21 protein-coding genes are annotated in these 23,048 nt (G+C 48.8%); 5 read left to right on the top strand and 16 right to left on the bottom strand.

Features of this window, described 5'->3' with window-relative positions; all coding sequences use genetic code 11:
- Position 1: 1 nt before the first annotated feature.
- The 16 genes from glyQ to LKE23_RS01240 all read right to left on the bottom strand — a co-directional run bounded on the left by glyQ (position 2) and on the right by LKE23_RS01240 (position 17,633).
- Positions 2–1,000 (bottom strand): glycine--tRNA ligase subunit alpha, encoded by a 999-nt coding sequence (gene glyQ / locus LKE23_RS01310; RefSeq protein ID WP_291977689.1) that lies wholly within the window; start codon positions 998–1,000, stop codon positions 2–4.
- Positions 1,001–1,273: 273 nt separating this feature from the next.
- Positions 1,274–2,059, bottom strand: coding sequence for a DNA repair protein RecO (gene recO, locus LKE23_RS01305; protein ID WP_291977688.1), 786 nt, complete (start codon positions 2,057–2,059; stop codon positions 1,274–1,276).
- 18 nt (positions 2,060–2,077) lie between these two features.
- On the bottom strand, positions 2,078–2,983 hold the full coding sequence (gene era / locus LKE23_RS01300) for a GTPase Era (protein ID WP_291977686.1): 906 nt from the start codon (positions 2,981–2,983) through the stop codon (positions 2,078–2,080).
- A 9-nt stretch (positions 2,984–2,992) separates the two neighbouring features.
- Positions 2,993–3,388 (bottom strand): diacylglycerol kinase family protein, encoded by a 396-nt coding sequence (locus tag LKE23_RS01295; RefSeq protein ID WP_291978304.1) that lies wholly within the window; start codon positions 3,386–3,388, stop codon positions 2,993–2,995.
- Positions 3,372–3,851 (bottom strand): rRNA maturation RNase YbeY, encoded by a 480-nt coding sequence (gene ybeY / locus LKE23_RS01290; protein WP_291977684.1) that lies wholly within the window; start codon positions 3,849–3,851, stop codon positions 3,372–3,374. The genes LKE23_RS01295 and ybeY overlap by 17 nt, the downstream gene beginning before the upstream one ends.
- On the bottom strand, positions 3,820–4,860 hold the full coding sequence (locus LKE23_RS01285) for a PhoH family protein (protein WP_291977683.1): 1,041 nt from the start codon (positions 4,858–4,860) through the stop codon (positions 3,820–3,822). Before LKE23_RS01285 ends, ybeY begins: the two co-directional genes overlap by 32 nt.
- 149 nt (positions 4,861–5,009) lie before the next feature.
- A complete protein-coding gene (gene gtfB, locus LKE23_RS01280; protein ID WP_291977682.1) occupies positions 5,010–6,329 on the bottom strand; it encodes an accessory Sec system glycosylation chaperone GtfB in 1,320 nt (439 codons plus the stop codon).
- Entirely contained in the window at positions 6,313–7,857 is a 1,545-nt protein-coding gene (gtfA, locus tag LKE23_RS01275) for an accessory Sec system glycosyltransferase GtfA (protein WP_291977681.1), read from the bottom strand. Before gtfA ends, gtfB begins: the two co-directional genes overlap by 17 nt.
- A 233-nt stretch (positions 7,858–8,090) precedes the next feature.
- Positions 8,091–8,342 (bottom strand): hypothetical protein, encoded by a 252-nt coding sequence (locus tag LKE23_RS01270; RefSeq protein WP_267202191.1) that lies wholly within the window; start codon positions 8,340–8,342, stop codon positions 8,091–8,093.
- Between the two features lie 185 nt (positions 8,343–8,527).
- A complete protein-coding gene (locus LKE23_RS01265; protein WP_291977679.1) occupies positions 8,528–9,457 on the bottom strand; it encodes an Rpn family recombination-promoting nuclease/putative transposase in 930 nt (309 codons plus the stop codon).
- A gap of 249 nt (positions 9,458–9,706) precedes the next feature.
- Positions 9,707–10,975: a mucin-binding protein gene (locus LKE23_RS01260; RefSeq protein WP_291977678.1), complete on the bottom strand. Its 1,269-nt coding sequence runs from the start codon at positions 10,973–10,975 to the stop codon at positions 9,707–9,709.
- A gap of 33 nt (positions 10,976–11,008) precedes the next feature.
- The gene (locus tag LKE23_RS01255; protein WP_434737620.1) at positions 11,009–14,530 is read right to left on the bottom strand and encodes a mucin-binding protein; all 3,522 of its coding nucleotides are present in this window, start codon (positions 14,528–14,530) and stop codon (positions 11,009–11,011) included.
- 23 nt (positions 14,531–14,553) lie between these two features.
- The gene (locus LKE23_RS01250; protein ID WP_291978327.1) at positions 14,554–15,075 is read right to left on the bottom strand and encodes a hypothetical protein; all 522 of its coding nucleotides are present in this window, start codon (positions 15,073–15,075) and stop codon (positions 14,554–14,556) included.
- Between the two features lie 60 nt (positions 15,076–15,135).
- Positions 15,136–15,750, bottom strand: a complete 615-nt coding sequence (locus LKE23_RS01245; protein ID WP_291977674.1) for a recombinase family protein — start codon at positions 15,748–15,750, stop codon at positions 15,136–15,138.
- 149 nt (positions 15,751–15,899) lie between these two features.
- Positions 15,900–16,370, bottom strand: a complete 471-nt coding sequence (locus LKE23_RS11075) for a transposase (protein ID WP_366512169.1) — start codon at positions 16,368–16,370, stop codon at positions 15,900–15,902.
- Between the two features lie 132 nt (positions 16,371–16,502).
- Positions 16,503–17,633 carry an IS30 family transposase gene (locus tag LKE23_RS01240; protein ID WP_291977669.1) on the bottom strand — a complete coding sequence of 377 codons (1,131 nt, stop codon included), beginning with the start codon at positions 17,631–17,633 and terminating at the stop codon, positions 16,503–16,505.
- A 243-nt stretch (positions 17,634–17,876) separates the two neighbouring features.
- On the opposite strand from LKE23_RS01240, the gene LKE23_RS01235 reads away from it, so the two are divergent.
- From LKE23_RS01235 to LKE23_RS01215, 5 genes are all read left to right on the top strand, one after another.
- Positions 17,877–18,593, top strand: a complete 717-nt coding sequence (locus tag LKE23_RS01235; protein ID WP_267201210.1) for an NUDIX hydrolase — start codon at positions 17,877–17,879, stop codon at positions 18,591–18,593.
- A gap of 103 nt (positions 18,594–18,696) precedes the next feature.
- A complete protein-coding gene (locus LKE23_RS01230) occupies positions 18,697–20,127 on the top strand; it encodes a nicotinate phosphoribosyltransferase (RefSeq protein ID WP_291977673.1) in 1,431 nt (476 codons plus the stop codon).
- A gap of 10 nt (positions 20,128–20,137) precedes the next feature.
- A complete protein-coding gene (locus LKE23_RS01225) occupies positions 20,138–20,683 on the top strand; it encodes a cysteine hydrolase family protein (RefSeq protein WP_291977672.1) in 546 nt (181 codons plus the stop codon).
- 35 nt (positions 20,684–20,718) lie between these two features.
- Entirely contained in the window at positions 20,719–21,438 is a 720-nt protein-coding gene (pnuC, locus tag LKE23_RS01220) for a nicotinamide riboside transporter PnuC (protein ID WP_291977671.1), read from the top strand.
- Positions 21,439–21,688: 250 nt separating this feature from the next.
- Complete coding sequence (locus LKE23_RS01215; protein ID WP_291977669.1) at positions 21,689–22,819, top strand: IS30 family transposase; 1,131 nt, start codon at positions 21,689–21,691, stop codon at positions 22,817–22,819.
- Positions 22,820–23,048 lie beyond the last annotated feature (229 nt).

Raw genomic sequence — 23,048 nt, 5'->3', positions numbered from 1 at the left:
CTTACTTGTCCCCCTTTTGCGCTTGCTTGGTCTTTTTAGCCGCTTGCTTTGCGGCCCGCTGCTTGGCTTTTTCAGCCCGCTTGGTATATTCGTCTAAGGTCTTTTGCCGTAACTTTTCATCGTGAATCAATGGGAAACCACGCTTGCGCCGTTCCTCAACAAAGGCCTTGGCGATCGTCTTGGCCATGATCCGGATCCGGTGCAGGTAGCCAGCCCGCTCGGTGACGGAAACCGCGCCCCGGGCGTCCAGCAGGTTAAAGGTGTGGCTGCACTTCAAAACGTAGTCGTAGGCCGGGTGAACCAGGCCGAGCTTGATCAGCCGCTTGGCTTCGGCTTCATAATCATTGAAGAACTTCAACAGCATCTCCTGGTTGCTTTCTTCAAAGGAGTACTTGGAGTGTTCGTATTCCGGTTCCTTGAAGATATCACCGTAGAGCACCCCGTCGGCCCATTCGAGGTCGTAGACGGAATCAACGTTTTGGATGTATTCGGCCAGCCGTTCCAGCCCGTAGGTAACTTCGGAAGCAACCGGGTGCATCTGCAATTCACCGACGACTTGGAAGTAGGTGAACTGGGTGACTTCCATCCCGTCCAGCCAGATTTCCCAACCAACACCGGCACAGCCCATTGACGGGTTCTCCCAGTTATCTTCCACGAACCGAATATCGTGTTCCAGCGGATCGATCCCCAGTTCCTTCAGACTGCCCAGGTAGAGGTCCTGGATGTTGTCCGGTGATGGCTTCATGATCACCTGGAACTGGTGGTGCTGGTACAACCGGTTCGGGTTCTGGCCGTAACGACCATCAGCTGGCCGGCGGGATGGTTCAACATAGGCCGCGCTCCACGGCTCTGGTCCAATCGCACGCAGGAAGGTGTAAGGGCTCATCGTCCCGGCACCCTTTTCGGTATCGTAGGCCTGCATCAGCATGCAGCCCTGCTTAGCCCAGTATTGTTCAAGCGTAAAGATGATGTCTTGGACACTTAGCTTTTTCGTTGTCATCGTCATTCTTCCCTTCTCAAAATAAAACGCCCCGGCAGCTACTATGATCCAGTAACTGCAGGGACGAGGTTAACTTCGCGGTTCCACCCTGCTTTTTTGCATCTCTGCAAAACAGCTTAGTTCAGTCGGCTGCTGGAGGGCCTGCTGATGATCCACCGCGCGGGGCTTGCACCCATCCTCGCTCGCTGTGGCGGTGTCAATCATCATTTTTCTCCGTCATTGCCGGTATTCAAATTAATACGTACCTAATAATAGAGAATGTCCCCCTGATTGTCAATCGTTTGAAGAGATTTTCCCCATCTTTTGTTCCAGGCGGTTCATCTGGTCGATAAAGTGCTTGCTCTTCAAGCGGAGACCGACCTGGTCGTCATAGAGCGTATCGACGACCGCCTGGATATGGCGCATCGTGACCGGATTGATCTTGATCGTTTGGATTTTTTGCAGGTTGGCATGGGCCAGGCGTTGCAAAAAGTAGATCGTGCGGCGGTCCAGGTGAAGCCGGCGCGGATCGAGGTGCCAATGCTGACTGCAAAGCATCCCCCCGTACTGCTCGGAGAAATCCAGCGGCCACTGGTTGCGCCCGCAGATGACGCACTGGTCCCAGTTCGGTGCCACCCCGAACATCGCCAGCAATTGAATGGCGATCACGTTGGCTACCGCCTGGGGGTCAACCCCCTGATCGATCCGTTCCAGAGCGGCGGCCACCTGGTCAAACCAACCACCGATTCTCCGGTGGTCGGGAAAGGCGTGGTCGACTAGGGACAGAATATAGGTTGCGTAGGCGTTGCGGGCCAGATCGTCGGCGATGTGCCGGTACTGGTGGGTCTCGCTGGCAGTATTGATAAAGCTCAGCCCGTCATCGGCCAGGGCGCCAATGTAGGTCCCGTGGGTAAAGGGCAGGATGTCGGCCGCCAGCCGGTTTCCCCGCTTCTTGGCCCCGCGGACGAAGAACATTGCCGGGCCGATCTTGTCGGTCAGGATTTTCACCAGAAGATCGCGTTCACGGTAGTCCTGGCGCGAGATGATGATTCCGCGAAAGTCAGTTATCTCCCGGGCCACTGCCAAGCCCCCTTTGCTTTAGTAGTCCTTGTTGCGGTAGCCGTAATCCTTCAGCATTGCCGACTTGTCCCGCCAGCCGGGAACAACCTTGACCCAGAGCTGGAGGAATACCTTGTCGCCAAGCAAGCGTTCAATGTCTTGCCGGGCCATGGTCCCGATTTTCTTGAGCATCTGACCCTTCTTGCCGATGATGATTCCCTTTTGGCCGGGACGCTCCACGACGATGTTGGCGGAGATATGAACGTGCTGTTCGTCCTCACGCTTGATGGAGGTGACGTCGACGGCCACGGAATGCGGCACCTCGTCACGCGTCAGCATGAAGATCTTCTCCCGGATCATCTCGGCCACGACGAAGCGCTCCGGGTGATCGGAAATCTGATCTTCGGGATAGTACTGTGGCCCATGTGGCAAGCCGTCCACCAATTGGTTAATCAGGCCGTTAACGTTATTCCCCTGGAGGGCCGAAACGGGAACGACCGCCTTAAAGGGCAGGGCGTCCTTGTACTGGTCAACGATGTCCGGCAGATCGTTGGGACTGACCTGGTCGATCTTGTTGATGACCAGGTAGATCGGCTGCTTGACCTGCTTGAGGTGGTTAATGATAAAGTCGTCACCGGCGCCCCGCTTTTCGGTTGCGCTGACCACGAAGAGGACGGCGTCGACTTCGTCTAGAGCCGACATCGTGGACCGCTCCATGAAGTCGCCGAGCTTGGTGGCCGGCTTATGAACCCCCGGGGTGTCAATGAAGACGATCTGGGCGTCTTTGCTGGTGTAGATTCCTTGAATCTTGTTGCGTGTCGTCTGGGCAACGTTGCTCATGATCGCCACCTTTTGGCCGACGATGTAATTCAAAAGGGTTGATTTGCCGACGTTTGGCCGGCCGATGAGGGCCACAAAGCCCGATTTGTAGTTTGGATTATCCATATTTTCTTCCTATCTTATAAGTACAAGCAGTCGGGGAACAAAAATGATTGCCCCGACCGCCACGGCAAAGAGTGCCGCCAGCAGAACTCCGCCGGCGGCCACGTCCTTGGCCTTTTTAACGTTAATATCGTAATGATGGCCCACGAGCAGGTCGGTGATCGCCTCGGTGACCGTGTTCAAAAATTCGGCGGCCAGAACCAGGAAAATCACCAACAAGATCCAGAGCCAGTCTTCCGTACTAATCTTCAGCCACCAGCCGACCATCACGGCCAAGACCGCCGCCAGGACGTGGAAACGCATGTTGCGTTCGTCCCGCAGCATGGCGACAATACCGTCAAAGGCGTGCCCCATCGCCTGAAGCAGGTGGCGGTTCTTCGTAACCTGGTGCTTATCGTTGGAGTCCATACTCATCGAGAATCTCCCGCTGCAGGCTAAACATCTTCTTTTCGTCTTCCGGTTGAACGTGATCGTAGCCGTTCAGGTGCAGGAAACCGTGGACCACTAAAAAGCCAAGTTCCCGCTCGGTGGAGTGGCCGAGGAACTTCGCCTGTTCGGCCACCTTGTCAACGGAAATGAAAAGATCACCGAGGTTGACTGACAATTCGGCCGCCAGCTCCGGGTCCATGATGATCGGTGTCTCGTCGCCGTTTTCTTCGGCCGCAAAGCTCAGCACGTCGGTAGCGCGGTCAACGTTACGGTATTCGGCGTTCAGTTTCTTGATGGCCGGGTTATTCATCAGGGTCACGGACATCTCGGTGCTGTCCGCCAGGCCGAGTTTGTTCGCCGCAAACTGGAGCAGCTTGTTAATTAATTCACGCTGTTCCTCGCTGATCCCGTCAGTCGTTTGATCGTAAATCGTCAGATCCATTGGTCTGGTCCTCCCTTGCCTTCTTCTTTGCTGCCTGCTGCTTGGTCGTCGCTTCCTCGTAGGCGTCGATGATCCTGGCAACGACTGGGTGCCGGACGACATCCTCGGCGCTGAAGGTCACGAACTTAATTGAGCGGACGTTCTGCAGAATTCGCTGGGCCGCCACCAGTCCGCTGCGGACGCCGTGCTTGAGGTCAATCTGGGAGATGTCCCCGTTGACCACCATCTTGGAGCCAAAGCCAAACCGGGTCAGGAACATCTTCATCTGGGCGTTGGTCGTGTTCTGGGCTTCGTCGAGGATGATGAAGGCCCCGTCGAGCGTCCGGCCCCGCATGTAGGCAAGCGGTGCAATTTCGATCACGCCCCGTTCCATCAGGCGCTGGGTGTGATCGGCACCAAAGATGTCGTTTAAGGCGTCGTAGATTGGCCGCAGGTAGGGGTCGACCTTTTCCTGGAGGTCCCCCGGCAGGAAACCAAGGCTCTCCCCGGCCTCAACCGCCGGCCGGGTGATGATAATCCGTTCGACCTCCCCGCGTTTGAGGGCGGCCACCGCCATGGCGACGGCTAGGTAGGTCTTCCCGGTTCCGGCCGGTCCGATCCCAAAGGTAATGTCGTTGTGCTTCATCGCGTTGACGTATTGGCGCTGACCGAAGTTCTTCACCCGAATTGCCCGGCCGCGCCGGTCCTTGATGATCGTCTCGCTGTACAGGTCGGCGAAGTATTCGAGGGTCCCGCGGTGGGCCATCTTCATGGCGCTGACAATGTCGGTACTGTGAATCCGAATTCCCTGATTCAGCAGGTCGATCAGGGCGTGAAAGACGTCGACAGTTAATTTGACGTCCTCCTCTTGCCCCTTGACCTTCAGATTATCGCCAAACGGGTTGATGGTAACGTCCATCCCCTGCTCAATCAGGCTAACAAACTTGTCCTGGGGGCCAAGAATCCCCACTTCAATTTCCGGGCTGTCAATCCGGAATTCCTGTTCAATTTCATCGTTTTTTTCTACCAATCTAAGTAAAACCCCTTTAGTAGTTAATTCCTTTTTGATTATATCACAGCTTCCCCGCCGGCCCTATCAACTTGGCCGAATGCGCCCGAATTTTCTGGCGCGCAAAAAGGCCAGTGAGAACGTCTTGTTGCTCACCGGCCTGCTGTGATTTATAAAATGTTAAAAAGCTGCTGGTAATCTTCTGCCGTCACGGCACTCGCCAACTGTCGCTGCTCAGTCAAGAGTTCCTGTAAACGGGTTGGCGAAGCTAGGGCCACGCGAATCTGCTGTGCCAGCTTGGCCGCATCCTTTGGCGCAAAAACGTTGGCCGGTGATACCAGCTGCGGGGCGTGGAGCGTCGAATCAAAGCCCAGGATCAGCTGGTTCTCTTCAAAGGCGCGCCGCAGGGCCTGGAGAATCTCGGCACCGTGATTGATGTCTAAGAAGAAGTCGGCTGCCTGCCAGAGCCGCGCCGCCTGTTGGTCCGTAACATTTGGATAGAGGCTGACGTTGGCGAATTTCCGAAAGGCCAGTAGCTTGGCCGACATTTCGGTCACCGCCATGATGTCAAAATGAACCTCCGGCAGTTCTTGAACAAGAGTCGTTAGCTGCTCAAGCTGGTCCGAATTGGTGGCGATCAGGGCCCGGGGCCGGTCCTGATTCTGTCGTTTGACAGGATAGACCATTCCCAAATAATGAAAATCAACCTGGGAGCTCGTTAGCTGTGCCCGATACCGCTGCCAGTCGCGGTAACGCTGAAAGACGATGTGTCGAGTCCGCGTTTGATTCTGCATTAAATTGACCATATTGCCGGGTAGCTCCCCCTTAACCGGCTCGTGCCAAAAGAGGGTGTCCTGACCGGCCGCCGAGAGGCTCAGCGCCAGTCGGTAGGATTCGTTGAGCGTATTGTAGAGGATCTGGTCCAACGGGTAGCCACGCAGCTCAAGATAGAAGCGCACGAATTCAACGTAGTCATTGAAGAAGTGTCGATGCTGCTGATAGATCAGCGCAACGGTGCCAGTGAGGAGATTGATGGTCAAAAAGGTCGACCCGTCAGCAGCGAAGTACTGGCGCAGGGTCGGCTGCTGATGGTCGTAAACCGTCCGGGCGAAGCGATAACTGTGGCGGTTGTAGTGGTCGACCCATAAGATATCGCCGCCGCGCCCCCGCCACTGCACCAGCTGGACGGTCCGCTGACGGTTCTCTGGCTGCCAATAGACGATGTCTGCCCGCTTCTCGCTGAGCTGGTAGATGGCCGCCGCCTGCTGATCACCGACGACCCGCCAGTATGCCGGCACTGGCAACCGGTCAAAGTACAATGGCGGCCGCTGGGAATCATAACGGCCGAAAAACTTGATCGGTGAATCGACCTCATCCGGCAAGAAGCCGTTATCGTGCATGACCACTGTCGGAATCGTCAAGCCGGCACGGCGTTGGGATTCCCAGAAATGACGGGAAGCCGGATCAAATTTTTCAATTAAGTTTAGCATCTTCCAGCCCCCTCAAAAAGTTCTGCCACTTATCAACAACATTGGCGTCCAAGTACGGCACAGCTGCCAAATAGGCCTGCTGGTGGAAAGTTGCCAAGGTCGGGTGGTTAAAAAGCTTGACGATCCCCGCCGCCAGGTTTTGCCACTTCTCCTGCGCGGCAGCGTTTTCATCATACGGGATCAGGTAGCCGGTTTGCCCGTTTTGAATGAAGGTCGGATTGCCATAAGGAACGTCGAAGCCCACGATCGGCAAACCGGAGCCGACCGCCTCCAGTAGGCTCAACCCGAAGCCCTCGCTCGTCGAAGCGGAGGCGTAGGCCGCATACCGGGTGTAAGTCGTGGTCAAATCATGCTGCCCCATCAGGCGGATGTAATCGGTCGCGTCCAGCTGTTCAATCAGCTTTTGCAATTTTTCCCATTCAGGCCCCTGGCCGTAAATATCCAGCGTCACGTCGGAAATATCGTGACGGGCGAGGGCCACCGCCTGAACCAGCCAATCTAAGTGCTTTTCCGGCGCCAGACGCGAGGCGGTGATGAGCGCGTGCTTTTTGCGCTGACCATTCGAGTAGTGGAGCTTGCTCAGGCTGCCAACCGGAATCGCGGCCGCCTGGACGGGTGAGTGACCATACTGGGTCTGCTGGCGCACAAATAAATCGCGCTCCTGCGGGGTTGCGAATAAATAGGCATCAATCTGCTGGGGATGATTAAACTGATAGTCATAGAAATTATTCCAGAGGATATGCTCACTGGTCGTCCCCACCTTGCTGTAGTGTTCGGCATGAATCGGGACCACCAGTTTGGCGGAACCGTGATTCTCCAAGAACAGCTCACCATTGGCCAACTCTTTATCTTCATCCAGCCGGTCCATGATGATCACGTCATTGGCCTGAAAATCGAGCTGCTGCAGCATTGCCCGGTAGAGGGCGTCCTTGTTTGCAAGCACGCGCCCGTCCGCGAATTGGTAGAGTTCGTGCCCCTGATCATAGTATTGGTGATAGGCTGGCTGACCATCTTCATTGTAGAAGTCACGGGCCACAACGTAATTTTTCCCCGCCGTCCCCTGGTAATATTCACTAGCGTACTTGACGTAGGAATAGAAATCCCGCTGCAAGAGCCGACCATTTAATGAGTATGAGACCTGGTCGATGGTCTGCTGCTGTGGGTCATCGAGTCGGGCCGTGATCAGAAGCTGCTTGCCTGCTTGGCGATAGTCGTATTGGACCTGTTTGCCATCCGGCAAGCCCTTCTTTTGAAAGCCCGGCGCTAGTCCCTGCTCAAAAGCGGCAAGTTGGTAGGTCGTCGGTGCAATTTTGACGTCCGTAAAAAAATTATAGAGCCAGATGATCTGGTCATCGTGTAAGCCGAGGTTGCTGGTCAGTTCTTCCAGATTGTTGGCAAGCAACATGTTGGAAAAGACCACCTTCACCGGAACCTTCAATCGCTCCAAAAGCTTCACTCGGTAGGCTTGGGCGTATTCGATTCCGCTATTGGCCCAGCCAATTCCCAAGTTAATATTGTAAACCGTCATGCTAATCCCCCTTTAAATGCCTCCCCACTGTTATTATATCGCAATTTAACAGACATTCTGCGCCAAAATGGGCAGGACCTGGCCAAAGCGCAAGCAAAAAGGGCAGCCATGAAACAATCTCTGTCTCACAGCCGCCTTTCTGGATCGCGCCTGACCCGTCCTGCTAAAATTAACAGAGCATAAAAGAACAAAGCAGCCATGAAGAAAAAATGCTTCATGACCGCTTCATTTTCTTATCGTGCTTGGTCTACATAATGCCGAGCCTCATCATAAGATAGTTGATAAGTATCCATCAATTGGTGGACAATCGTCTCATTATCTAATTTCAGACTAATTAACATTTTAGTTGCTGAACTGATTGCTTGTTTACGTCCCTCTTTGATTCCTTGTTTGCGGCCCTTCTTCAAGCCGATCGTCTCACCATTCTTGAGTCCAATTGCCACGCCTTCATCTTTAGCATCGATTAAATCCATCTCGTACTTCATAAAAATCCGCCGCCTTTCTGGATCGCGCTTGATCCGCTCCATTTTCTCGTAAATTCGTTCCGCTAATTCATCTCCCGGCGTCCGCTCGTTACATCAACTGAAGGAACTGCTTTAGCCTTATTTAGTCACAAAAGAGCAAGGCAGCCGCAAAACAATATTTGTCTCATGGCTGCCCCTACCAAAATTTATTGCATGTATTTTTGTGCTTCTTGCCGTGACAAGCCATAGCTGCTCATCAAATCATGCTCAATTGTCTCATTACTAAAATGCTTGTTTTTCAACACCTTAATCATCAGAAGAATGTCCTTGGCTTGCTGCTCATTGCGACCTTGAGCGATTCCTTGTTTGCGGCCTTGTTTACGACCTTTCTTCAGCCCGATCGCTTCACCATTTTTAAGGCCAATTGCCACACCTTCATCTTTAGCATCCATTAAATCCATTTCGTACTTCATAAAAATCCGCCGCCTTTCTGGATCGCGCTTGATCCGCTCCATTTTTTCGTAAATTCGTTCCGCTAACTCATCTCCCGGCGTCCGCTCATTGTACATCAGCTGGAGGAATCCCTTTAGCCCTATCTTATCACGAAAATCAGATGTTTTGGCGTTAAAGAAGAGCTTGTAGCGCCCCGGCGCCGACGACAGCGACAGTTGCCGCAAGCAGCGCTCGTCAAAGGAATAATCTGGAAAATCCAGGCCATAGTAATCAAAATCACAGAAGAAAACCACGTAGACCGGCAAGTCGTTAAATTGCTTGTAGTCGTCGCCCGGTTTGAGGAGCTCAAAATCAGCCTGGTCCAGGTAATGCCGCGCCCGGCTGACCAGGTTGTGATTGTTTTTCACCTGCATTTCTAAAATATAAGTCCGCTTCTGATCATCACGAACATAAACATCAAAACGCGGCGCCTTCACCCCCAGCATAGTATTAACTTGCTTTTGCGTCTCAACCTGTTGGACGTGTTGGATATTTAGCTGCGGGAAAATCCGTCGCAACACTTCCAGACAGATCTGATTGTCCTCCATCACCATCCCAAACATCCGGTCATCGGCTAGGGTGAGGTGCTCCCATTTGGTCGAAGCGGCTTGGAGTTGCGCTTCCCAACTCGTTGATTGTACCATTGCAGACCCTCCATTTATCTATTCGGCGGATGATTTATCCCCCTAATATATAAAGACGTAAGAATTGCCCAATTGCACGAAACTTTTTTTAATTTTTTCGCTCCTAAACGAACAAAAAGGCCTCGGCAACTCGAATGAGTTCCTGAGGTCTTTTCATTGCCCGCAGCCATCCACCTGGTTTCGAATCAAGTAAATAAATTTGGGGAGGTTATTTACTCTTGAGCAGACTCTGCTACGAGCAATGGATATTTAGTTTTCACGCTTCTTTTTAGCAGCGAGTCCAGCTAGGCCGAGCGCACCTGCTAACTCAATTCCGGCGGCAGCCAGGATGGCGCTAGTGTCGGCATCGTTGCCCGTCTGTGGCAATGTGATGTTGTTGCCACCATCGGAAGTAGCGTTGCTAGTGCCGCTGACCGTGTTTGCGGCTTGGCCTTGCAATCCATTAGCAACTGTTCCGGCGTAACCACCACCGTTACCAGTCTGACCGTTGCCAGCAGTATTGCCATTGTAAGTGCCATTACCATTGAAAGTACCGCTATTAGTACCTTGCTCCGCAGTAGTGTTCTGATTAGAACTCGTATTACCGTTGGTGGTTTGATCACTATTAGTAGATGATGAACCATTGGTAGTGCCACTAGTATTCTGGCCGCCGTTGGTCGTCGACGAACCATTCGTGGTGCCATTGTTGTTCTGGCCAGTATTGGTGTTACCGCCATTAATCGTTGAACCATTATCACCGTTCTTCGTATAGGTGACCGTCGTGTTCTCGCCCGGAGCGGTTGGCGTGACTGTGTTGTTCGTTGGCGTGTAGCCGTTGACGGATGGCACAGTCTGGTTTTCAGCGATCTTAGTCGGATCGTTTGGATCATTCTGGTAGGTCTGACCAGTACCAATCTGCTTGCCGTTCTGATCAACCGGAATAATTTGACCCAGCTTCTGGTAGGAAACGGTCGTCGAAATATTCTTCTGAACGGCCGGTTGTCCAGTGATTGTCTTTTGGGTGGTGTAGTAACCATCGACAACTGGCACTTGGACATCGCTGTACTTCTTCTGACTTGGCGTCCAGTCCGTGCCACTGATGACTTTGCCAGTGACCTTATCAACGGTGACAGTCCGCGTCCAAGTTGAGGTTTGAACATTATCGCCGGTTAAGGTTTCGCCGTTTGGTCCGACGAAGTGAACCGTGTAAGTGTAGTCCTTGCTGTAGGTATCCTTGGCAGGCCACTTAGGACCGTTTGGATCGTTCGGGTTAATTGGTGTACCTGGCTCATGCTGGTCGTTTGGACCAAGCTGGGCTGTGCCGTGTTTAACCGTAACGGTGTAGGTTTGATCGACGGATGGGTTATTGTCGAAGTTTTGACCGGTCGTTGGGTTAGTAATGTTCGTAACATCGTAACCCTTGTTCTCCAGCTCGGTGATCGTCTTGGTTTGGTCGTAGTTAATTGGCTGTCCGCCCTTGCCAGTAACCGTGTCAGTTGTGATTGGGTTGCCGTCTGGGTCAACGTACGTGATAGTCACTTTCTCAGTGTCAGTGGTTGGAGTTTGCGAGCTTTAGCTGGTCTGACTGCCTTGACTCTGGGAACCTTGACTGGTCTGACTACCTTGGCTTTGTGAGCTTTGGCTGGTCTGGCTGCCCTGGCTCTCGGAACCCTGACTAGTCTGACTGCCTTGGCTCGTTTGACTACCTTGACTCTGCGAGCCCTGGCTGGTCTGACTACCTTGGCTCTGTGAACCTTGACTGGTCTGGCTGCCTTGACTCTCGGAGCCTTGGCTAGTCTGACTACCTTGACTCTGCGATCCTTGGCTGGTTTCACTGCCTTGGCTCTGTGAACCCTGACTGGTCTGGCTACCTTGACTTTCTGAACCTTGACTTGTCTGACTGCCTTGACTCTCGGAGCCCTGACTGGTTTCACTGCCTTGGCTCTGCGAACCCTGGCTAGTCTGGCTACCCTGACTCTGTGAGCCTTGACTGGTTTCACTGCCTTGGCTCTGCGAACCTTGGCTTGTCTGGCTGCCTTGGCTCTGCGAACCTTGGCTTGTCTGGCTGCCTTGGCTCTGCGAACCTTGGCTTGTCTGGCTGCCTTGACTTTCCGAACCCTGACTGGTCTGGCTACCTTGACTTTCTGAACCTTGACTTGTCTCACTGCCTTGGCTTTGCGATCCCTGGCTGGTCTGGCTACCCTGACTCTGTGAGCCTTGACTAGTCTGACTACCTTGACTCTGCGATTCTTGGCTCGTCTCACTGCCCTGGCTCTGTGAACCTTGACTCGTCTGGCTACCTTGACTCTGTGAGCCCTGGCTAGTTTGGCTGCCTTGACTCTCGGAGCCCTGGCTAGTTTGACTACCTTGACTCTGCGAGCTTTGACTTGTCTGGCTGCCTTGACTTTGCGAACCTTGGCTAGTTTGACTGCCTTGACTTTCTGAGCCCTGACTTGTCTGACTGCCTTGACTTTGCGAACTTTGACTCGTTTGGCTACCTTGACTCTGCGAACCTTGGCTAGTTTGGCTGCCTTGACTCGTTTCACTGCCTTGACTCTGTGAGCCTTGACTTGTCTGACTACCTTGACTCTGTGAACCCTGACTCGTTTCACTGCCCTGGCTCTGCGAGCCTTGACTCGTTTCACTGCCTTGACTCTGTGAACCCTGGCTAGTTTGACTGCCTTGACTCTGTGAACCCTGGCTAGTTTGACTACCCTGGCTCTGCGAACCTTGACTCGTCTGACTACCTTGACTCTGTGAGCCCTGGCTCGTCTGGCTGCCTTGACTCTGCGAACCTTGACTCGTCTGACTGCCTTGGCTCTGTGAGCCTTGACTCGTTTGACTGCCCTGACTCTGTGAGCCTTGACTAGTCTGGCTACCTTGACTCTGCGAACCTTGACTCTGCGAGCCTTGACTCGTTTCACTGCCTTGACTCTGCGAGCCTTGGCTCGTCTGGCTGCCTTGGCTCTGCGAGCCCTGACTTGTCTCACTACCTTGGCTTTGTGAGCCCTGACTAGTTTGACTGCCTTGACTCTGTGAGCCTTGACTTGTCTGACTACCTTGACTCTGTGAACCTTGGCTCGTCTGACTGCCCTGGCTCTGCGAACCTTGACTCGTCTGACTACCTTGACTCTGTGAGCCTTGGCTAGTTTGGCTGCCCTGGCTCTGTGAACCTTGGCTCGTCTGGCTGCCCTGGCTTTGCGAACCTTGGCTGGTCTGACTACCTTGGCTCTGTGAGCCCTGGCTAGTTTGGCTGCCTTGACTCTGTGAACCTTGGCTCGTCTGGCTACCTTGATTGTTCTTTACATAGGTAACCGTGTAAACCCGGTTTGGATTATCAATGGAAACTGTGTCGCCACCGACATACTGACGATCTGGCGTGTAACCGGCAATCGCTGGCGTATCAATAACTTGATAGTGTTGGGTCAGTGGTTGCCAGCCGTTATCGCGAACGATTTGACCGGTAACTTTATCAAGAACTAAGTTGTGGCCAAAGTCGACTGTCGTAACGCTGTCCTTTGGCGTTTGATCACCGGCCCCAACGTAGTGAACCGTCTGAGTGCCGTGAGCAATTAAGCTCTGTTTATCAGTGCCGCTTGGGTACTTCGGGCTTTGCGGATCATTCGGATTGATTGGCTGACCCGGATCACCAGGCGTCGTTGGCGTAATGTCCTTCGTCCCGTGCTTCAAAGTTACAATAAAGACTTGGTTGGTGCTGTCATTGTTGTCAAAGTATTCGACCTGTCCACCGTAATCAAAGCCATTGTTTACCAAGACATAGCCTTGATTGATCAGCTTAGTTAGCGTACTCCCAGTACTATAATTGATGGCCGTGCCCGGCTTACCCGTTAAGTCACCAGAATTAGTATTGGCAATTTCACTATTACCATTGTCCTGATCCAAGTACCGAACCTGGGCGTGCTGGTCGTTGACCGTTGGCATCGTGTCCTTAGTGTAGGTAACGGTGTACTTCTTAGTTGAGTTTGGACCAACGGAATCACCACCGACGTATTGGTAATCCGGGGTGTAACCCTTGATCTGCGGCGTGCCAATAACCGGGAAGTTCTGGGTGCTTGGTGTCCATTCCGTGCTGTCAACAACCTGGCCCGTTACCTTATCGATCGTCTTCGTCCGGGTAAAGGTGAGCGTCTTTGTTATCTCATCTGGCGTCTGGTCACCAGCACCGATATATTCAACCGTCTGAGTACTGGTTGCCGTTAAACCATCTGGATCCGTCCCAGCCGGATACTTCGGGCCGGTTGGATCATTCGGATTAATTGGCGTGCCCGGTTTGCCAGGATTAGTCGGCGTGACCGTCATCGTAGCGTGGCCCATAATGACTTCAAAGCGCTGAACCGTCTTGCCATTATTATCATAAACAGCACCAGTTGGGAAGCCATTATTGATCAGCTTGTAACCCTTGTTTTCCAGCTTTGTAATTTCCGCCTGGTTCTGCTGAGCATAGTCGATGACACTGCCAGCTGCACCAGAAAGCTGACCCGAAGTTGCCAATTGGGCATTATTATCATCCTGGTCAAGGTAAACTATTTCAGCAACCTGTTGCTGGTTGTAAACAACATTCGTATTCTGCCCCGGATCAGTCGGCGTGACCGTTGACGTTGATGGGGTATAGCCCGGAATCGTCGGAACCTTTTCATTCGGCGTTACTCCAGCCGGATTCTTAGGATCAGTTGAATATTGCGGTTGCTCCGCTCCAGCAATTGGATTGCCGTCCGGCGTAACCGGAATAATCTTGCCGTTGGCAGCGTAAATCACGTAAACATCATAGGAGTCGGTTTCGTGGTTAACCGTGACTGCATCGACGTTCCGGTTATCCTTGCTGTCCCGGTCAACACTGACTAAGTGGTAGCCATTGATTACCGGAGAAGTTTGCGCAGCTAAACTAGTGTTGCCAGTCCAAACTAATGGCTTTACCAGTTGGCCGCTAACCAGGTCAATGGTCCCGGTCCCTGTTAAGGTGGTTTCCTCCGTAACCGGCTGACTCAGCTGCTGTTTGTTTTGATCTACGTAATTGATCTTCCGCGTTACCTTAACCGTTTGCGTTGTCGCCTTAGTGCCATGGCTAAGATGAATAACGTACGTCTGCCCATCGAACGTCAGTGCCGCACCCTTCGTTGGGTCAGAAACCAGTTGATAACCTTGCTTTTCATAGGTTTGGATATCATTCTTAGTATTTTATATGTAGGAGTTACCAAATGATAATGGCTCTTTGGCGTTACCGTTACGTCCATTACATTTTGGCTCTGTGAATTTTTACTCTGATTAACAACTAACGGTGCATTGGTTACCATTTGTCCAGTATCAACATTGCAGTAATAGAACAATAATTGCGAGGTTTTAGCCTTATCTGGACGTGGTGAAACAGTCGCCGTAGACTTTTGAATATCTGTAACTGGTGTTCCATCCTTATTTAAGGCTTGCATCGTAATTGCTTCATCACTATTGTCTGGGTTCTGATAATTAAATCCGTAAAGTAAAACAAATGATTTTGTGCGTCCCTGTAGTGAAGAACCACTGTCTTCATAATAGTAGTGCAGCATTTGCTTAGCCTTTGCCTCATCACTATCAAAGACTACATCAGAGCTTGTCTCTAGCGTCTTCATATCATTGCTTGTCATTTTTAACAATGATTTAGGAATATTAGCGACAGTCTCATTACATGCCTGTATTAATGCTTTTTACTTACTCTGATCGTTAATAGATCTAATGATCCGATACAATTGTTGGCGTGAGAGTCCAACTTCACGTGCTAGTTGAGCCTTGCTTTTGTAATTACCAGAGGTGATAGCTTCATAAACCTTCTCATATACCAATCTGCCCTCCCTATTTTTGCTCTCAGACGCATATTTTTTTGGTCTACCCTTATAAACCCCTTTTCGTTTTGCCTCAGAGATGCCCTGACGCTGCCGTTCATGTATTTTTTCACGTTCATTTTGAGCGACAAACCCCATAAGATTGACCATCATGTCCAGCATAAACTGATCCACAAGCTCATTGCCTGTATTAGTTTGCGGCAGATCATCAACAACCAATTTAACTTTTTTGTCCTTTAATCGCTGAACAAGGTGCTGAATATCATCGTAATTACGACTTAAACGATCAAGACTGATCACCTCAACAATATCGCCTTCACGAATATAATCGAACATTTGTTCCAAACTTGGCCTATCAGTATTCTTCCCACTTAACTTATCGGTGAAAACTTTATCAGCCTTTACTTCCTTTGCTCTTGCTAGTTGACGATCCAGATTCTGACCTTTTGAGCTCACTCTTGCGTAAAAAACTAATGCCATATTTGTCTCCTATTTGTTACACTCAATTGTTACACTTCTATCATTGATATTAGTATAACTCTGACCGTAACGTTTGGGTGTACTTAATTGTTACGATTAAAAGGGCTCTTTGTCAATCGGTAAGGATAAAGAGAATTTGGAGAACTAGACTAAGCCACCTTGGCTATTGGTCTAGTTCTCTTTTTTGATAATTCACGAATCACGAGATTAGAAGTCTTCAACGAAATAAGAATCCTAATCCGAAAATGGAAGAAGTTGCGATAGCCATATGCAGTTCGCTTGATGACTTTAATTTTATTGTTGGTACCTTCGATCGGACCGGTGGTTAGTCGGGTGTAAAAGCTGGCAATAATCTCCTGGCGGTGCTTGGCGAGGGTTCGCTTAACTCGTCTCATAACGTTTGGTAGATTATTCCGCTTAATTAGCTGATCTAACAAAGTCTGACTGCGGTCACTAATCGTAGCTATTAAGTCTTGATAGTATTCGTAGGCAGCCCTTAGATCTGGAGAGAAATCGAGCAGCCGTTCGACGACATCTTGATTGGATAACCAGTGATATTGGAAGTTACGTCGGGAATAACAGTGTAGGCAATTAAGTAAGGATCCTTGATTCCAGTTCAAAAATTGATATCATTAGTCATGAGGAATATATCCTTTCTAAGACAACTGAGTGGTTATGGGGATAACTTAAGATAGTTGTCTTTTTTAATTTTTTTATTTTCCTAAATTTCAAGAATAAGTTAGCCACTGGACTCAAATAAATAATACTGACCAATTGATTATTGGTTGATGGAGCTGTGATATCTCTTGGTAGAAGGCCTTACGATAGATATCCATTGACGAATGTCCATTAAACATAGCTCGTGGATAGTGATTCATCCAATCATTAGTCGCTATGATCTGAGCACTACTATAGTTATTTATAGCTTCACCTTTGGTAATCTCCTTGCGGAGAAACCGGTTATTGATCTCATTGGATCCACGTTCCCAAGGGGAATACGGATCAGCATAGAAAACATGATCGTGAACTTGTGTTAACTCACTAAATTCTGAACCGTTGTCAGAGGTTATTGTCTTAAAAATGCGATAGTAAGCATCTGTGCCCATTTTCTGGCGCAAATTTATAAAGAACTGATTTACTGCATGCGCAGTTTTACCAGCAATTTTACTCGTGATATTAACTCGTGAAAGGCGATCAGTCATTACTAGTACAACACTGTCATTACCGTTTTTCTGTCCCTGAACTGTATCCAGTTCCCAATGGCCAATTTCGGACCGTTGGTCCGCAGTTTGAGGTCGTTGAGCAATATTAGGCCCTAAGCACCTTTTAGCTTGCGGATGAGTTTGATGATGCTTACGTTTAGGTTTTTCAAAGAGGTCTAAATTGGACGTACGAAGCACACCCTCATTAATCCATTGATATAAAGTTACAACCGACTTTGGGATCAGGGTGCCATCATTCATTAAATCTCGAGCCTTATAAATAACCGCTTGTGGGGAGTAATGGTGGTCGTCAAACTCACCAAGCATTAGCTGATCAGCTAATCGTAAAAATTGCTTTGAAGAATAATATAAGCGACGACGACCAGAATGGCGGTGATGTTCAAGATATGTGGCCTGACCAGCTTCATAACTATAGATGTAGTAAGAATATTCGTAAATCTTACCATTAGATTTTTGACGACGAAGTTGGCGGACCGTACCACGGTTGAGCTCGTTATTAATTGTTTGATGATTAACTCCTAATTGGCGACCAATTGCGCGATTGGAAAGTCCTTGCGACTTTAAAGTCGCAATCATCATACGTTCTTCTTTAGTAAGATGAGCATTCTTTTTATGAGTAGTCAATAAAATAGTAGACATGGTATCATTTAAGTGCGTCATTTGACGGACATCCTTTCATATAGGTTTGGTTCACTTAATATGATACCTGATGTCACGCCGAATGGCGTTTTTTATTTACCACCAACTGGGTGGCTAACTTCATTCTATAATCTACCACCAAGAAAAAATGTGCCTGTTAATTTACAAATTTATAATAATATTTCAGCTGGATTTTGGTATGACGCACTTAGCTTTATTATTGTGATTCTTGATTGCGCTATAATATTTTGTGAGGTGAAAGAGATGGCTGACAAAGTTGTTGCGCGTCCGCTAATTACGATTGCAAATATTATTTGGAGTTTTAATCCCCTGACCCATTTACCACAAGTCCTGCTGGTCAAACGGGCTTATCCGCCATTTGAGGGCCACTGGGCTTTACCAGAAACCCTATTGCGGCGGGATGAAAGTGCTGACGCTGCCTGTATCCGCCTGATTAAGGATAAAATTGGTGTTCGTCTATCAAACAGTGCTACCGAACAGTTGGCAACCTTCACCGATCCCGACCGGGTAAGCGGTGAGCGGGCCTTGGCGATTGCCTACATGACTTTCTTACCGACAATGCCGCAACTGAGGGCCGGGTACGGAGCAACCGAAGTCGGGTGGTTTAGTCTTAACTTTGACCACGGGAAGTTTATCTTGCAAAATGGTGACTTAGTTTTGAGTTTGGCTACAGGGTCGGCGCTAGCATTTGACCACCACCAAATTATTAATACGGCCATTGTACGAATTAAAAATAAACTGGACTACCAGCCAACCATTTTACAGATCTTAGGACCAACTTTTACCCTTCGGCAAGCCCGCGAAGTTTATGCTACTTTCCGCCAAACAACGGTCGATCAAATTGATAATTCTAATTTTAAAAAGACCCACCAAAAACTGTTTAAGGAAGTTGGTACCGCCGCAACAAAGCGGTCAGGCCGGCCACCAAAGTTATTTAAACTGGTACTACCTTACGTCTAAAAATAAAAGTGCTACAATTAGTGATAATAGAAGTTCAATATACTTTTATTTTTTGCAGTAGTTAAAGTATTTTTTACCTAAATTTGTTAGGAGTTGTTTAATAATGAAGCATGAATTATTAACCGACCTGTATGAGTTTTCAATGGCCAACGGTTATTATCAAACACTTCCCCACGATAAGCAGGCGCGCTTCGACGTCTTTTACCGTAAGGCGCCCGATGATGGCAGTTTTGTGATTAGTGCTGGATTGATGCAAGTAATTGATGAAGTTAAGAACTGGCACTTTTCAACTGATGACATTGCTTATCTGCGGTCCCTTAACCACTTTAGTGACGACTTTCTCTTTTACCTGACGGCAGCTCACAACCGCTGCTCAATTAAGGCAATCCCAGAAGGCACGCCAGTCTTCCCACAGGAACCAATCCTTAGTATTAGTGGCCCACTAATTGATGTCCAACTTCTCGAAACCCTGATCTTAAACATCATTAACCACCAATCATTGATTGCAACGAAGGCATGGCAGATCACCAGCGTTACTGGCGGACGCCCAGTAATGGAATTTGGTGCACGACGGGCGCAGGGGCCTGATGCCGCAATATATGGTGCGCGGGCTGCCATTATTGGTGGGTGCAGTAGTACCTCCAATGTGCTAGCTGCCAAGCGGTTTAACCTTCCGGCGGCGGGGACGATGGCCCACGCCTGGATTGAAAGCTTTCCTGATGAATTAACGGCCTTTCGTGCCTGGGCAAAAATTTACCCTGACAATGCTGCCCTGTTAGTTGATACCTACGATGTGGTTAACTCTGGGGTACCGAACGCAATTAAAGTCTTTAAGGAATTGCGGGCAGCTGGCCACGAACCGGTTGGTATCCGCATCGATTCTGGTGATATTGCCCAGTTGGCAACCAAGGCCCGGAAGATGATGGACGAGGCTGGTTTTACCAACGCTAAGATTACTGCTTCAAACGCCCTTGATGCCCACATTGTTAAGTCATTGCTTGATGAAGGGGCACCACTGGATAACTTTGGGATCGGTGATCGACTAATTACCAGTTCATCCAGTCCAGTATTAAGCGGTGTTTATAAAATGTCGGCACTAGAAAATGATGGCAAATGGGTGCCAAAGATCAAGATTAGTAATAGTCGCGAAAAGATTACGCTCCCTGGGAATAAGCAGGTTTACCGGCTCTACGATAAGCATGATCCCCAACACGCTGTTGCCGATGTAATTGCCCTGGCTGACGAGCAGATTGGAACCGAAATTGCGGCAATCAATGCTGACGTTCACGTCACCCGGAATAAAGTGATTTTAACCGACTTCATTGCTAAGCCACTGCTTAAGCAAGTTTTGACACTGGAAAAAGCGGCGCCAATTGAAACCGACACTTTTGCCATCCAGCATTTTGCGCAGACCGAATTAGCACAGCTGCCGGCGGCTACTAAGCGGTTGCTTAATCCGGACCGCTTCCCGGTTTATTTAACCAAGCGGTTAGCTGACTTGCAACAAAAGCTGGTTGATGAGGCACAAAAATAAGGAGTTAGCAATGACTAAAGCATTATTAATTATTGATTATACAAACGATTTTGTCGCTGACAATGGTGCGCTTACTTGTGGCAAGCCAGCGCAGGAATTAGAAGATTATTTGGTTCAGCTGGCCAACCGTTTTTACCAAAATGACGACTACGTAATTTTCCCGACTGATGCCCATTGTGGGGACCGGTTTAGTCCAGAAGCTAAACTCTTCCCGCCACATAACATGGTCGGTACGCCTGGTCAACAGCTATACGGCAAGGTTAATGACTGGTTTGAACAACATCAGGCCAGTGACCGGGTTTACCAGTTTAATAAGAACCGCTATTCATCATTTCAAAATACTAATCTTGATAACTACCTGCGGGAACGAAAAATTGATAACTTGTGGATTGCAGGCGTTTGCACCGATATCTGTGTCCTGCACACCGCAATTGCCGCCTATAATTTGAACTACCAGATTACGATTCCGGTTAAGGGGGTCGCCACCTTTACCAAGCATGGTCAGGAGTGGGCGCTTGACCATTTTAAAAATTCACTGGGTGCGACGCTGGTTTAATGAATCTTTCGTCCAACTATGGGGGTTCACTTCAAATGACAAATACAGAACACGGCTGGCTATTTAACCAGCTATTTATAAAGTGGAAGAAATTCGAGGTAATTTATGTAACAATCCTGTTAGTGCTACAAATTGGGGTTTACCTGATTGCTCCTGACAGCTGGGTCGGGATGTTGTCTGGTGTCTTCGGAACGTTAGCCTTAGTTTACGGGATGAAGGGACGGAAGATTACGTTTATCTTCGGCTTCATTCAGTGTATTGCCATGACTTATGTTGCCTGGCAAAGTCATACTTGGGGAACATTCGTAATGGACATTATTTATGTGATTTCACAACCGATTGGCTGGTTTATGTGGGGAAATGATGACGCCACGAAGCGTTTTAGCCCGAAAGTACGGAAGTATGTTTTCGCTGGCGTCGTCGTTGCATACTTTGTTGGTTGGTATGTAATTGGCCTCTTTAATGGTCAGTTACCGTACTTCGATTCATTTAACCTCGTTGTTAGCTTTATTGCCCAGTTGCTTTACGTTTTGAAGTACCAGGAAAACTGGTCACTGTGGATCTGGGTAAATACTGCTAATATCATTTATTGGATTATTTTGGCAATTCGGTACAAGATGGGTGTCCACATTGGAACTTTTGGTGGCGACCTATCGCAAATTGCCTTACAAGCAGCCTTGCTGTTCAACTCCTCATACGCAACCAAGGTGTGGGCAAGTGGTGAAGCCGATAATGAAGGTGGAACTACTAAGTAATTACAATTAAAAACAAAGTAAGCGGTCCAGAGTTCGGTCTTTCGGTTCTATGATATTCGGTAAGGATAAGATAATTTCTTATCTTTACCGTTTTTTGTTACTTGCTGTACCATTGATTTAAAAATAAAAAAAATGGTAGATTATAGAATGAAGTTAGCCACCCAGTTGGTGGTAAATAAAAAACGCCATTCGGCGTGACATCAGGTATCATATTAAGTGAACCAAACCTATATGAAAGGATGTCCGTCAAATGACGCACTTAAATGATACCATGTCTACTATTTTATTGACTACTCATAAAAAGAATGCTCATCTTACTAAAGAAGAACGTATGATGATTGCGACTTTAAAGTCGCAAGGACTTTCCAATCGCGCAATTGGTCGCCAATTAGGAGTTAATCATCAAACAATTAATAACGAGCTCAACCGTGGTACGGTCCGCCAACTTCGTCGTCAAAAATCTAATGGTAAGATTTACGAATATTCTTACTACATCTATAGTTATGAAGCTGGTCAGGCCACATATCTTGAACATCACCGCCATTCTGGTCGTCGTCGCTTATATTATTCTTCAAAGCAATTTTTACGATTAGCTGATCAGCTAATGCTTGGTGAGTTTGACGACCACCATTACTCCCCACAAGCGGTTATTTATAAGGCTCGAGATTTAATGAATGATGGCACCCTGATCCCAAAGTCGGTTGTAACTTTATATCAATGGATTAATGAGGGTGTGCTTCGTACGTCCAATTTAGACCTCTTTGAAAAACCTAAACGTAAGCATCATCAAACTCATCCGCAAGCTAAAAGGTGCTTAGGGCCTAATATTGCTCAACGACCTCAAACTGCGGACCAACGGTCCGAAATTGGCCATTGGGAACTGGATACAGTTCAGGGACAGAAAAACGGTAATGACAGTGTTGTACTAGTAATGACTGATCGCCTTTCACGAGTTAATATCACGAGTAAAATTGCTGGTAAAACTGCGCATGCAGTAAATCAGTTCTTTATAAATTTGCGCCAGAAAATGGGCACAGATGCTTACTATCGCATTTTTAAGACAATAACCTCTGACAACGGTTCAGAATTTAGTGAGTTAACACAAGTTCACGATCATGTTTTCTATGCTGATCCGTATTCCCCTTGGGAACGTGGATCCAATGAGATCAATAACCGGTTTCTCCGCAAGGAGATTACCAAAGGTGAAGCTATAAATAACTATAGTAGTGCTCAGATCATAGCGACTAATGATTGGATGAATCACTATCCACGAGCTATGTTTAATGGACATTCGTCAATGGATATCTATCGTAAGGCCTTCTACCAAGAGATATCACAGCTCCATCAACCAATAATCAATTGGTCAGTATTATTTATTTGAGTCCAGTGGCTAACTTATTCTTGAAATTTAGGAAAAAAAGCAAGATTTTCCATCACTAAATTTATAATAAAATCAGCGTGAAACCTTGCCTTTTTCTGCCAAAGCGCGCCGTCAAGCGCCCTGCTGGCGATCGCTCTGACCCACCTGGCAAGCCAAAACTGCCAAGCTCTTCGGTCCAATATGATCAATTATTCAATTGTTGCGTAAAGGGAGTGGGACAGAACTCGCT

The sequence above is a fragment of the Limosilactobacillus sp. genome (assembly GCF_022482365.1).
Classification (GTDB): Bacteria; Bacillota; Bacilli; order Lactobacillales; family Lactobacillaceae; genus Limosilactobacillus.
The sequence above is the reverse complement of the archived record's forward strand: the minus strand, read 5'-3'. Positions and strand labels throughout refer to the sequence as shown.

Bases quoted from the DNA above. Each gene is read 5' to 3' on its own strand.
- glyQ (WP_291977689.1), bottom strand. From the start codon at position 1,000: ATGACAACGAAAAAGCTAAGTGTCCAAGACATCATCTTTACGCTTGAA.
- era (WP_291977686.1), bottom strand. From the start codon at position 2,983: ATGGATAATCCAAACTACAAATCGGGCTTTGTGGCCCTCATCGGCCGG.
- LKE23_RS01295 (WP_291978304.1), bottom strand. From the start codon at position 3,388: ATGGACTCCAACGATAAGCACCAGGTTACGAAGAACCGCCACCTGCTT.
- ybeY (WP_291977684.1), bottom strand. From the start codon at position 3,851: ATGGATCTGACGATTTACGATCAAACGACTGACGGGATCAGCGAGGAA.
- gtfB (WP_291977682.1), bottom strand. From the start codon at position 6,329: ATGCTAAACTTAATTGAAAAATTTGATCCGGCTTCCCGTCATTTCTGG.
- gtfA (WP_291977681.1), bottom strand. From the start codon at position 7,857: ATGACGGTTTACAATATTAACTTGGGAATTGGCTGGGCCAATAGCGGA.
- LKE23_RS01270 (WP_267202191.1), bottom strand. From the start codon at position 8,342: ATGAAGTACGAGATGGATTTAATCGATGCTAAAGATGAAGGCGTGGCA.
- LKE23_RS01265 (WP_291977679.1), bottom strand. From the start codon at position 9,457: ATGGTACAATCAACGAGTTGGGAAGCGCAACTCCAAGCCGCTTCGACC.
- LKE23_RS01250 (WP_291978327.1), bottom strand. From the start codon at position 15,075: ATGACAAGCAATGATATGAAGACGCTAGAGACAAGCTCTGATGTAGTC.
- LKE23_RS01245 (WP_291977674.1), bottom strand. From the start codon at position 15,750: ATGGCATTAGTTTTTTACGCAAGAGTGAGCTCAAAAGGTCAGAATCTG.
- LKE23_RS01240 (WP_291977669.1), bottom strand. From the start codon at position 17,633: ATGACGCACTTAAATGATACCATGTCTACTATTTTATTGACTACTCAT.
- LKE23_RS01235 (WP_267201210.1), top strand. From the start codon at position 17,877: ATGGCTGACAAAGTTGTTGCGCGTCCGCTAATTACGATTGCAAATATT.
- LKE23_RS01230 (WP_291977673.1), top strand. From the start codon at position 18,697: ATGAAGCATGAATTATTAACCGACCTGTATGAGTTTTCAATGGCCAAC.
- LKE23_RS01225 (WP_291977672.1), top strand. From the start codon at position 20,138: ATGACTAAAGCATTATTAATTATTGATTATACAAACGATTTTGTCGCT.
- pnuC (WP_291977671.1), top strand. From the start codon at position 20,719: ATGACAAATACAGAACACGGCTGGCTATTTAACCAGCTATTTATAAAG.
- LKE23_RS01215 (WP_291977669.1), top strand. From the start codon at position 21,689: ATGACGCACTTAAATGATACCATGTCTACTATTTTATTGACTACTCAT.